Origin of the sequence: Acinetobacter puyangensis, from assembly GCF_900096995.1 — a bacterium.
Classification (GTDB): Bacteria; Pseudomonadota; Gammaproteobacteria; order Pseudomonadales; family Moraxellaceae; genus Acinetobacter; species Acinetobacter puyangensis.
The window spans coordinates 887,083-899,151 of record NZ_OANT01000001.1; the positions used below are offsets into that span (position 1 = coordinate 887,083).

13 protein-coding genes are annotated in these 12,069 nt (G+C 39.2%); 11 read left to right on the forward strand and 2 right to left on the reverse strand.

The window, feature by feature from the left end; all coding sequences use genetic code 11:
* The first annotated feature begins 38 nt into the window (after positions 1 to 38).
* From CRO21_RS04070 to gyrA, 8 genes are all read left to right on the forward strand, one after another.
* Positions 39 to 353, forward strand: coding sequence for a type II toxin-antitoxin system Phd/YefM family antitoxin (locus CRO21_RS04070; RefSeq protein ID WP_097078025.1), 315 nt, complete (start codon positions 39 to 41; stop codon positions 351 to 353).
* Entirely contained in the window at positions 350 to 649 is a 300-nt protein-coding gene (locus CRO21_RS04075; RefSeq protein WP_097078026.1) for a type II toxin-antitoxin system RelE/ParE family toxin, read from the forward strand. The genes CRO21_RS04070 and CRO21_RS04075 overlap by 4 nt, the downstream gene beginning before the upstream one ends.
* Positions 650 to 707: 58 nt before the next feature.
* Positions 708 to 1,625, forward strand: a complete 918-nt coding sequence (gene xerA, locus CRO21_RS04080; RefSeq protein ID WP_097078027.1) for a site-specific tyrosine recombinase/integron integrase — start codon at positions 708 to 710, stop codon at positions 1,623 to 1,625.
* Positions 1,626 to 2,153: 528 nt separating this feature from the next.
* Positions 2,154 to 2,903, forward strand: coding sequence for an electron transfer flavoprotein subunit beta/FixA family protein (locus CRO21_RS04085; protein ID WP_097078028.1), 750 nt, complete (start codon positions 2,154 to 2,156; stop codon positions 2,901 to 2,903).
* A 16-nt stretch (positions 2,904 to 2,919) separates the two neighbouring features.
* The gene (locus CRO21_RS04090) at positions 2,920 to 3,855 is read left to right on the forward strand and encodes an FAD-binding protein (protein WP_097078029.1); all 936 of its coding nucleotides are present in this window, start codon (positions 2,920 to 2,922) and stop codon (positions 3,853 to 3,855) included.
* 78 nt (positions 3,856 to 3,933) lie between these two features.
* Positions 3,934 to 4,764, forward strand: a complete 831-nt coding sequence (locus CRO21_RS04095) for a helix-turn-helix domain-containing protein (RefSeq protein WP_097078030.1) — start codon at positions 3,934 to 3,936, stop codon at positions 4,762 to 4,764.
* Between the two features lie 97 nt (positions 4,765 to 4,861).
* On the forward strand, positions 4,862 to 5,836 hold the full coding sequence (locus CRO21_RS04100; protein ID WP_097078031.1) for an MBL fold metallo-hydrolase: 975 nt from the start codon (positions 4,862 to 4,864) through the stop codon (positions 5,834 to 5,836).
* A gap of 379 nt (positions 5,837 to 6,215) precedes the next feature.
* Positions 6,216 to 8,945 (forward strand): DNA gyrase subunit A, encoded by a 2,730-nt coding sequence (gyrA, locus tag CRO21_RS04105; protein WP_097078032.1) that lies wholly within the window; start codon positions 6,216 to 6,218, stop codon positions 8,943 to 8,945.
* Between the two features lie 151 nt (positions 8,946 to 9,096).
* Here gyrA and CRO21_RS04110 read toward each other — a convergent pair whose 3' ends face one another.
* Entirely contained in the window at positions 9,097 to 9,483 is a 387-nt protein-coding gene (locus CRO21_RS04110; protein WP_097078033.1) for an outer membrane protein assembly factor BamE, read from the reverse strand.
* 110 nt (positions 9,484 to 9,593) lie between these two features.
* On the opposite strand from CRO21_RS04110, the gene fur reads away from it, so the two are divergent.
* The 3 genes from fur (at position 9,594) to CRO21_RS04125 (ending at position 11,423) form a co-directional block, all read left to right on the forward strand.
* A complete protein-coding gene (gene fur / locus CRO21_RS04115) occupies positions 9,594 to 10,031 on the forward strand; it encodes a ferric iron uptake transcriptional regulator (RefSeq protein WP_097078034.1) in 438 nt (145 codons plus the stop codon).
* Between the two features lie 101 nt (positions 10,032 to 10,132).
* Entirely contained in the window at positions 10,133 to 10,441 is a 309-nt protein-coding gene (locus tag CRO21_RS04120; RefSeq protein WP_097078035.1) for an MGMT family protein, read from the forward strand.
* A 256-nt stretch (positions 10,442 to 10,697) separates the two neighbouring features.
* Positions 10,698 to 11,423: a hypothetical protein gene (locus CRO21_RS04125; RefSeq protein ID WP_378234906.1), complete on the forward strand. Its 726-nt coding sequence runs from the start codon at positions 10,698 to 10,700 to the stop codon at positions 11,421 to 11,423.
* A 100-nt stretch (positions 11,424 to 11,523) separates the two neighbouring features.
* Here CRO21_RS04125 and greA read toward each other — a convergent pair whose 3' ends face one another.
* Positions 11,524 to 12,000 (reverse strand): transcription elongation factor GreA, encoded by a 477-nt coding sequence (gene greA, locus CRO21_RS04130; RefSeq protein ID WP_097078036.1) that lies wholly within the window; start codon positions 11,998 to 12,000, stop codon positions 11,524 to 11,526.
* Positions 12,001 to 12,069 lie beyond the last annotated feature (69 nt).

Consider the following 12,069-nt stretch of genomic DNA (forward strand, 5'->3'; position numbering starts at 1 on the left):
GTAGTAGTTAAAGTGACTACTTTTTAATGGAGTGTATCATGCAGGTTATCAGTGCAAAAGATGCAAAATTACGTTTTGGTGAATTATTGGATACCATGCAACGTGAGCCTGTTTTAGTGACCAAAAATAATCGTCCAGTGGGTGTATTTGTTTCCTTAAAAGATATACAAGGTACACACTTAGAGCAACTGTTTTACACTGGGGAAGACGATTATGCGGATTGGGAAAAAGCAAAAATTTTACAGGCAATTGCTAGCATCGAAAAAGATGCCACTCAAGCAAAATCGATGCAAACAGTTCATTTGACCGCATTAGACAAAGCACGTGAATTGGTTGCAAGTCGGCAAAAATGAATTATATGGTTCTATATTCACCAGAAGCCGAACAAGATTTAATTGAAATTCTGGCATATGGTATAGAAAGATGGGGTGAACAGTTAGCCGAAGAAATGTGTGTAAAAGTTACTGAGCAATTGGAAAATTTATATTTTTTTGCCTTATCGTACCAAACTAGAATATTCAATACGCGTGAGAAATTGATTTTGGATACCCCTTATCGGGCAATTATTTTAATTGATGAAAATAAAAAACAGGTATTTATTTTACGCATACTCCATACATCTAAGCAAATAGATGAAAGATACAAATGAAATAGTTTTACCGTGGGGATTTAGGTTTAGAATAAAGAAAGGTCACATAGGAACTTAAATGAATCAGACCATCAATCCAGTTTTACACAATGCTCTCCCGGACTGGCTCGATCAACTTGCCATACAACAACATTCACAACATACCATTGCCGCCTATCATCGAGATCTGGTGGCATTTTTAAGCTACTGTGAACAACAAAATTTACAACCACAGCAATTACAAATCAGTGATTTACGACAGTATATGGGCTATTGCATCGAACAGAAACAATGGTCGAACCAGAGTGTGCAACGGGCTCTATCTGCAATTCGTCAATTTATGCAGTGGTTACAGCAACATGGTACACAGGTTGATGCCAACTTTAAAGATTTTAATATCAAACGCCAACCTCGACCTTTACCGGGGATGTTATCGCCCGAAACACTCAATCAATTACTGGATCAGGCGGCACCACAATCGGAAAATGATCAATGGTTGTGGGCACGGGATAAAGCCATGCTGGAACTCCTGTATTCCAGTGGATTACGTTTAAATGAACTGGTCAATCTAAAACTGTCAGATATCGATTGGTCACAACACTTGGTAAGAGTAAAAGGTAAGGGCAATAAAACACGGATTATTCCCTTTGGACAAAAAGCAGAACAGGCTTTGCATCACTGGTTAAGCTTGCGTATCACTAAAATACTGGATCACGATTTTATTTTTATTTCACGTGCCGGACAAAAAATTTCTGACCGACAAGTTCAGAATCGGATTAAACAACAGGCCAAACGGGCGGGATTAAGTGCCGATCTGCATCCACATTTATTACGACATTGTTTTGCCAGTCATTTATTATCTAATAGTGGCGAATTGCGAACTGTACAGGAAATGCTGGGTCATAGTAATTTAACCACGACGCAAGTCTATACCCATCTGGATTTTGACCATTTAGCCAAAATTTACGATCAGGCCCATCCTCGGGCGAAAAAGTAGTATTTTAAAAAGTACTAGGTGACCGATTAGTCATTGCCATTGTGAGCGTTGAACTGTATTGCTGGATATCGATGAGTCGGTTTCACCTTAGCTATTTTTAACTGATTTTGACTGATTGAAAGGTAGTCATCAGTTGTTTTGGTATTGTAATATGAGTATGTATAAGACTCATATTTTTTAAAAGTATGTTCATATAAATATTTTTAAAAATTAAATAGTTATTTTAATTAACCCTATTTTTTTGATATTGAGCGATTGAGTGATAACAAATGCATTTTCATGTGAAAAAGTCTGATAAGCATCATCTGATATTTTCATAAACAATAGTGCTATAAAGTAATAAAATAAACTGTTAAATCAGATGGCTTGATCTTGATAAAGATTTTTATTTACGTCTTTTTACATCAAGTTCACGAATCTGACTTGACCGAAATGCCCAATGCAATGCAAGATAGTGCACTATAATTTTAAGCATAAGAGTTGTATAAACTCTTCCATATTCATTTGTAAAAACAGCCGAGGAATTACATGAAGGCTCTTGTCGCTGTAAAACGTGTGGTGGATGCCAACGTTAAAGTACGTGTGAAAGCGGATAATACTGGGGTTGATTTAACCAACGTTAAAATGTCAATTAACCCATTTTGTGAAATTGCTGTTGAAGAAGCAGTACGCTTAAAGGAAAAAGGCGTCGTTTCAGAAATTGTTGTGGTTTCAATTGGTGAGAAAAAAGCAGAGGAGCAAATCCGTTCTGCGATGGCATTGGGTGCAGACCGCGGTATTTTGGTTGAAACGAGTGATGAAATCGGTGCTTTGGAAGTTGCCAAAATTTTAAAAGGCGTTGTAGAACAAGAAAAACCGGAACTTATCCTGCTTGGTAAACAAGCGATTGATGATGACTCGAACCAAGTGGGCCAAATGTTGGGTGCTTTACTCGGTGTAGGTCAGGGTACTTTTGCATCAGAAGTTAAAGTTGATGGTGGCAAAGTTCAGGTGACACGTGAAATTGATGGTGGTTTACAAACTGTCGAATTATCACTTCCAGCGATTATCACTACCGATTTACGTTTAAATGAACCACGTTATGCTGCATTGCCTAACATCATGAAAGCGCGTAAAAAACCACTTGAAGCAAAAACTCCGGCAGATTATGGCGTTGCAACAGGCACCAAGCTGAAAACAGTTAAAGTTGAAGCACCTGCGGAACGTAAAGCCGGTGTACAAGTGAAGTCTGTTGATGAATTAATCGACAAACTTAAAAACGAAGCGAAAGTCATCTAAGATAAGGATAATAATCATGAGTATTTTAGTTCTCGCTGAGCACGACAATAAAACATTAAATGGCGCAACCTTAAATGTTGTAGCGGCAGCTCAAAAAATCGGTGGTGATATTACTGTATTGGTGGCAGGTGAAGCTGCACAGGCAGTTGCAGAACAGGCAGCAAAAGTTGCTGGTGTAAGCAAAGTATTACTTGCTGATAATGCTGCATATGCACATCAATTGGCTGAAAACGTGGCTAGCTTGGTTGCTGATATTGCCAAAGGTGGTTATAAATATGTACTGGCTGCATCAACCACAACGGGCAAAAATATTTTGCCGCGTGTTGCTGCATTGCTTGATGTCAGTCAAATTACCGACATTATCGCTGTTGAAAATGCCAATACCTTTAAACGTCCAATTTATGCAGGTAATGCGATTGCGACTGTTCAATCTGATGAAACCATTATTGTCGGTACAGTACGTACCACTGCATTTGATCCAGTCGCAGCGGAAGGTGGTTCTGCTACAGTTGAAACAGTAGGCGAAGTCAAAGATGCGGGTATTTCTACCTTTATCAATGAAGAAATCGTGAAACTGGATCGTCCAGAACTGGCAGCTGCACGTATTGTTGTGTCTGGTGGTCGTGGTGTGGGTTCAGGTGAAAATTACCATACAGTGCTTGATCCATTGGCAGATAAACTGGGTGCTGCTCAAGGTGCATCACGTGCTGCGGTAGATGCCGGCTTTGTACCAAACGATTTTCAGGTGGGGCAAACAGGTAAAATCGTTGCGCCTGATCTGTATGTTGCAGTGGGTATTTCCGGTGCAATTCAGCACTTGGCAGGTATGAAAGATTCTAAAGTGATCGTTGCGATCAACAAGGATGAAGAAGCACCGATTAATAGTGTTGCGGACTACTGGTTAGTTGGCGATTTAAATACAGTTGTGCCAGAATTGGTGTCTAAACTGTAATTTAAACTCCTACGCTGTAACACGTATTGAAGACGTTCTTTGGCTATCCAAAGAGCGTTTTTTTATTGGAAATATTTTATGAATATGCAGCATGAAATCAGCGATTTATATTCGTCATTAGCGGCATTAGCCAAGGCAGATGTCGCACGGGATTACTTATGTATTCGTGCTAAAAATCAACATGGTCTGTCCAGCGTTCAGGTCAACCAACTGCATTTGGGCATCATTGTATCTGGTGAAAAGAAAGTCAATATGCAGGATCTAAAAATGTCATTGCTTGCTGGTGACATCTTGATTATGAAAGCTGATGCAATTATTGATGCAGTGAATATTCCAGATCAACATACAGGTGAATATCTTACAATACTTGTGCCTGTTTGCGAGGAGGTGATTCAGGCGACCCAGATGATCTGGGCAAAACCGATTACAGATAAAAGTAATGACATTTTTAAATTTTCGATTCGGGATTTTGCCTTGGAACTGTCCACATGGCAGGCAGCATTATTTAATCATGATCTGGTGCAGGCAAGATTGTGCATTGTGGGTATTTTGCTTAAATTATGTCAGTCTGGACATGCAGATATTTTGGTGATTCCAGCTCCAAATCTTTCCAAAACAATTTATCAATGGGTGATGAACGAACCGCAACGGGACTGGCAATCACGAGATATAGAAATGCAAATGGCTTTAAGTGGTGCGACCTTACGAAGAAAATTAAGTGCAGAAGGCACAACTCTAAGAGAAACTATTACCCATGCCAGATTGGCTTATGCATTAAGCCTTTTATATTCAAAGAACCTGCCTTTGAAAAGTATCGCAACAAAATCTGGATATCACTCGGTTGCTGTGTTTAAACATCGGTTTTATCAAAGATACGGTTTTGATCCACAAGTTCTGTCCATGAATTAACTCAAACTTGAGCAGTTTGTACATTGAATTGAGCGATTTTATCTGCTCGAACTGATTAAAGTGAATATACATCAGGCAATCAATGGGTAAAATCTACATGAATCATTTTAAGTTTTTGGCATTGGCAGCTTTGCTCAGTGCAAATATTGCATCTGCTCAGCCCATTATACCAGCTCAACAAGTCAGAGCAGTTCAACAAGTCGATGGTTATTTTGTGCAAAATATTGGGAATTTGAAAGTCACTGCGTTATTTGATGGCGAATTTGGGTTGCCACGTAGTGATTTGTTGCGTATATCCAGTGAACAGGCCGATCAACTTTTTGCAGAAAATTTTGTTCCTATAGATGATCAAAATCAGATTGTGACGGACTTTTCAGCATTTCTTGTACAAACACCTACACAAAATATTTTAATAGATGCTGGTACAGCAAAATGTTTTGGTCCAACGCTCGGGCATGTGCTAGAGAATTTAAAGCATGCTGGCATACAACCAGAGCAAATTGATACAATTTTAATCACACATGCACATCCTGATCATCTTTGTGGCATTACTGTAGATGGAAAAATGGCTTATCCGAATGCCAAAGTTTATTTAGCTAAGGAAGATGCTGAATATTGGACATCAGCGTATAACGAAGCAGAAGCCAGCCATTTTTTTAAGCCATTATTTAAAATGACTCGAGATGCATTAAAACCTTACCAACAAGCGGGGCAGTTGGTGGTATTTACTAAAACTTCTTTTAATGTACCCAATGTTCAACTTTTGGCTACTCCGGGGCATACCGAAGGGCATTCATCTTATTTGGTTGATGGGAAAAATGGACAGAAGTTTCTAGGTCTAGGTGATATTGTGCATTATGCTGCGGTTCAATTTCCTTATCCTGATGCGATATATAAACCGGATACAGATTCTGATCGTGCAGTATTGGCACGTAAGAATATTTTTGAACAGGCATATCGGAATAAATGGTGGATTGGTGCGGCACATATTGCTTTTCCGGGCATTGGGCATATTGGTGAAAATGTAATAGGCTACCGGTGGGTTCCTGCGCAATATCGGGTAATAAAGTAATCTTGTGCATATGCTGCTATTGATAAAGATGAAAAATAGCCATGCAATGTCCATATTTGAACAGTAATTATTTTTCAATCAAGATCAAAGAATATTCTGAAAGGAGTATTTTTATACAGCGTGTATTTTAACCAAATCGTAAGGATTTTTCAGATAGATTTAGAAACTTAAAACTCTGTTTTTAACTTATTCATTTTAATTAATTTTTTACCATAAAAAAATACTATTGTTAGATACTTAAACTCCCAGTTAATGGGTCTTTTATGCTATAATTCGGGGCTGTATTTTTATTTTTTGGTTCAGGTTTTTGAGCTAAATTTTTGCAGGATTGAAGACATAAAAACAGATGGAACATTCTATCTGTAAATAAGGAGTTTGCATGAGCGTATCGGAAATCCGACCGATTGCGATTGAAGATGAGTTAAAGAATTCTTATCTTGATTATGCAATGAGCGTCATTGTGTCACGTGCTTTACCTGATGTACGTGATGGCTTGAAACCAGTACACCGTCGTGTACTGTTTGCGATGCACGAATTGGGTAACGACTATAACAAAGCCTATAAAAAATCGGCACGTGTGGTAGGTGATGTCATCGGTAAATATCATCCGCATGGTGATAGCGCAGTCTATGAAACGATTGTTCGTATGGCACAGGATTTTAGTTTACGTTATTTACTGGTCGATGGTCAGGGTAATTTCGGTTCGGTTGATGGTGATAGTGCCGCAGCGATGCGTTATACCGAAATCCGAATGACTAAACTCACACATGAGTTGCTTGCCGATTTAGAAAAAGATACGGTTGACTGGGTCGATAACTATGATGGTTCAGAACGCATTCCAGATGTTCTACCCACTCGTATTCCCAATCTGCTGATCAATGGTGCTGCGGGGATTGCTGTTGGTATGGCAACCAATATGGCACCTCATAACATCACAGAAGCGATTCATGCCTGTCTTGCTTATGTGGATAATCCCAATATTTCCATCGAAGGCTTGATGACGCATGTGACTGGTCCGGATTTTCCGACTGGTGGAATCATCTATGGTAAATCAGGGATTTATGATGCTTATCGTACCGGTAAAGGTCGTTTGCATATCCGTGGTAAATATCATATTGAAACCAATGAGAAATCTGATCGTAGCACCATTGTATTTACCGAGATTCCATATCAGGTTAACAAAGCCAGAGTCATCGAACGTATTGCCGAACTGGTTAAAGAGAAAAAACTGGAAGGCATCAGTGAAATACGTGATGAATCCGATAAGGACGGGATGCGGATTGCCATTGATTTAAAACGTGGTGAAAATGCAGAAATTCTGGTTAACAATCTATTTTTAAATACACAATTACAAAATTCTTTCAGCATTAATATGGTGTGCCTGGACAATGGTCAGCCCAAGTTAATGAATTTGAAAGATATTATTGCTGCATTTGTCCGCCATCGTCAGGAAGTTGTGACTCGGCGTACCATGTTTGAGTTGCGTAAAGCACGTGAACGTGGACACATTCTGGAAGGTTTAACGGTTGCCTTAGCCAATATCGATGAGATTATTGAAACCATTAAAACCTCTGCCAATCCAGGTGAGGCACGTGAGCGATTACTGGCAAGCCAGTGGCAGTCAGGTGGGGTCATTGCATTACTGGAAAAAGCCGGTTCGGTATCGGTTCGTCCAGATGAAATTGAGGGTGAAGATCCCGAGCATCCATTTGGCTTAAATGGCGAAAACTATCGTTTGTCTCCGGCGCAGGTCAGTGCAATTCTGGAATTGCGTTTGCACCGTTTAACCGGTCTGGAACAGGATAAACTGCATGCAGAATACAGCGAAATTTTGGGTCAAATTGCCGAATTAACAGCGATTTTGAACGATTTTAATTTATTGATGAATGTTATTCGTGAAGAGCTTGCTGCGGTATTGCAACAGTATGGTGATGCACGTCGTACCGAAATTATTGAATCGGGTGTGGATTTCTGCCGTGAAGATTTAATTCCGGAAGAACAGGTGGTATTGACTGTTTCGCAAACCGGCTATGCCAAGACACAACCACTTTCAGATTATGAAGCACAACGCCGTGGCGGTCGTGGTAAATCTGCAACCAGCATGAAAGATGATGATTATATTCAGCATTTGCTGGTAACATCAAATCATGCAACGGTATTGTTCTTTACCACGCGCGGTAAAGTGTACCGCTTGAGAACATTTGAAGTGCCGATTGCTTCGCGTGGTGCCAAAGGGCGTCCAATGGTTAATTTATTACCACTGGAAGCCAACGAAAGCATTACGGCAATCTTGCCATTAAAAGAGTTTGCTGAAAATCAATATATTTTTATGGCGACGGCTTCCGGTACGGTAAAACGTGTTGATCTGGAACAATTTAGTAATATTCGCGCCAATGGTTTACGTGCGATTGAATTGAGTGATGATGATACCTTGATTGGTGTTGCCATTACCGATGGTTTGCAGCAAATCATGTTGTTTAGCAATGAAGGTAAAGCGATTCGTTTTGCCGAAACCGATGTGCGTTCAATGGGCCGTATCGCCAAAGGTGTCCGTGGTATGCGGGTTAACTTTGCAGGCAGTGCACTGATTGATGAAGATACCGAACTGAATGATGATCAGGATGACTCAGAGGATAGCGAGAGCAATAGCAGCAGTCGTATCGTTTCCTTGGTGGTTGTGCCTGAAACCGGTGAAGTTTTATGTGCCTGTGCCAATGGTTATGGTAAACGTACACCTGTAGGCGATTTCCCAACCAAAAAACGCGGTGGTAAAGGTGTGATTGCGATTAAGACCAGTGAGCGTAATGGTGAACTGGTAGGCGCCGTCGCAATTGATGAGTATAAAGAATTATTGTTGATTTCTGATGGAGGCACCATGGTACGTACGCGTGCTGTGGAAATTGCCACAACTGGACGTAATGCACAGGGTGTACGCCTGATTCGTCTGGCTGAAGATGAAGTTCTGGTCGGGTTGGCCGCATTACAGGACTTATCGATTGATGATGAGGAAGAGTTGGTAAGTGAAGTTGCCGATGAAATAGGGGACGAGGTTGCAGATCTTAATAACGCAGCACCTGACCTTGATAATACTTCGAAAGACGAAGATTAGGATCACAAATGATTGTGGTACAAAATAAGGTATCTTCGGATGCCTTATTTTGTCAGAATCATGATATTTAAAACAGTTAAAAAAACCAGTCATTTCAAATGACTGGTTTTAGCGGTGAGATTTTAAAAGCTTAAAAAATCATCTATTTTGGTTAAAGCGGTGGTGCAGTTAAGATTGCTTCTTTAGAACCTGGGAGACCTGGTTGACTTTCTGGAATAGTTTCTAAACCTTCTATTTGCGAAACGACGCCAGATTGGTTAAAGTATATCTTTAAATGTTGACCTTTTGACTCAGGTATTTTTGCTTTTTTAGCATATGTACCAGGGATATAATTGTAAATATAGTCCCAACGTAAAGGATTTAAAGGATCACTCACCGTTGGGCTACCGAGTAAAAAGCGAACCTGTTGTGGTGTCATACCAACTTTGACTTGGGCGGCTTGTGAATGAATAAGAGGAGTTCCCTGAGGAATATCTATTTTATAGACACAGCCAGAAACGAGAATGGTTAAGAACATGGACAACATAAATTTTTGCATTTTGCTACACTATCCCACAGATTTTTAATGCGCAGAGTTAAAAGTTAGATCATACTTTATCTCATTGTGCTTGCATATGACTACTTAATTTTGTTGAGAGATTTATTTACATGGCGATTACAAATCAAGATTTACGTAAAGCGGGCCTTAAAGTCACTTTACCACGTATTAAGATTTTAGAATTATTGGAAAATTCAAAGCAACACCATTTAAGTGCGGAAGATATTTATAAAACCCTGCTAGAACAAGGTGAAGATGTTGGTTTGGCAACGGTTTATCGTGTTTTGACACAGTTTGAAGCCGCAGGGATTATTCAGCGCCATCATTTTGATAATAATCATTCTGTATTTGAAATTATGCAAGAAGATCATCATGATCATCTAGTATGTCAAAGCTGTAATAAAGTCGTTGAATTTACGAATAATACCATTGAAGCAGAACAACATACCATTGCGGAACAACACGGTTTTACCTTGACTGGTCATTCTTTAAATTTATATGGTTACTGCGATAGCCCGGAGTGTCAAGAAGCTTTAAAGAAGAAATAATCGCCTATAATGACGAATTGATTTAAAAAAAGCGTACAAAAAAGTACGCTTTTTTTATTAAAATTTTCTCAATCCTTCAGCATATATCAGGATATTAAATTTTGCAGCGTATTGAACTTGCCCGGCAGATTCTTGCCGTAGTTGATCTGATTCCTTATGGGCGGGTTGCGAGCTATGGTCAGGTAGCACGCTTGGCAGGTCTGCCCAAACATGCGCGTATGGTGGCCAAAGTGTTACAACAACTGGATGATGACAGTCAGATACCATGGCATAGAGTGATCAATGCCCAAGGGCAAATCCGAACCACGACTGTCAATGCAAAAGGAGAAAATATTCAAAAATTAATGTTGCTGGGGGAAGGTGTTAGCTTTAAAAATGATAAGGTAGAGTTAAAATATTTTGAATGGTGATCAGGGCCTGTTGAGAATTAATCACATATTTAATTTAAGCTAGAAATAAGACGTTTTATATTCTATTTTTGCATGAAAAATGGCTAAATTAGACTTATACTGCGTTAACCAGCTTGCCAATATATACATATTGTCTGCACTGGGTTGCCTTGTCTAAGCCATAATTTTTCTCATTTTTCATTGCAAAGATCAAATCTCAACAAGCCCTAAAATGCAAAAAAATTTATCAAAGATAAAAATTATTTCGATGATCTTGGTGTTGTCTTCGATAGGTACTGTGCAAATTACAGTGGCTGCACAGCAGCAAAAAGTGACAGCTTTGCCATTCATTGCTGTCAAAATGACGCAACAGGCGCTACAAAATATTTGCCTCTCTATTCAGATAACGTGTCGTGATGATGCACTTGCTTTGTGGCAATTAAAAAACGATCGGGTAGTCTATTATCTGATTGATAATACACCGCAAATGATCAAACTACAGAAATCTGATGGACAATATAAAGTACTAGATCATTGGAATTTTAAGGATTATCAGCATTCGAATCAGGCACCTATCCACGATTATGATATGGCATCTGAAGGTTTATCAATTTATCCGGCACTTTATCCATTGAATAAAACAGAGATGGCGATTGCAATATTAAATCAATATTTTACCGGTTATTCTGGTGGCGGAGCGCATGAGAATAACGCTGACTTTGTCAAGATTGAAGCCCAAGGCAAATATCAAGTGGCATTAAAAGACATTCCATTTTCGTATTCTCGTATGATCCGAGCTTGTTTTAGCGAACAAGAATATAAGACATCGCCACATTGCCATGATGAAGAGTGGGGCATTTTACAGATTGAGTTTAAGGACATTGGGCAAAAATATTATCAATGGACACTAAATTTTTTAGAATATGATTGGTCTGCATTCGAGCCGGAAAGCCATAAGCAAGTACAGAAAAGCAAAAAAGTGGTGATACCGTTTCAGCAATAATATTTCAGCTAGACTATTTAGATGTGATAAAAAATAAGCTTGATTTAAAAAAACAGATGCTATAAAAAATTTAACCCCTCATATTGAGGGGCTAAATTTTTTACAGATATTCAACTTTAACAACTTCGTATTCAACTTCGCCTTGCGGTGTAGTAATTTTTGCATCATCACCTTCGTTTTTACCCAGTAGACCACGGGCAATGGGCGAGTTTACAGAAATTTTATTAATTCTAAAGTCTGCTTCGTCATCACCTACAATTTTATAGGTTTTTTGTTCTTCGGTATCCAGATTTTCGATAGTAACTGTTACACCAAAGACTACTCGGCCATTTTGTTCAAGGTCTTTGACATCGATCACTTGGGCAGCGCCAAGTTTTCCTTCGATATCTTGAATACGACCTTCACAGAAGCCTTGTTGCTCACGTGCTGCATGGTATTCGGCATTTTCTTTTAGATCACCATGTTCACGTGCTTCTGCAATCGCTTGAATAATACGTGGACGGTCTACAGTTTTTAATTGCTGTAATTCTTTTTCCAAAGCTATTTTGCCTTCGGGCGTCATTGGGTAGCGTTGCATAATTTTCCCTCACTTCCAGAGAGTTATGATAAATAATACATATAAAACTTGCTGGATATTACAAATAAT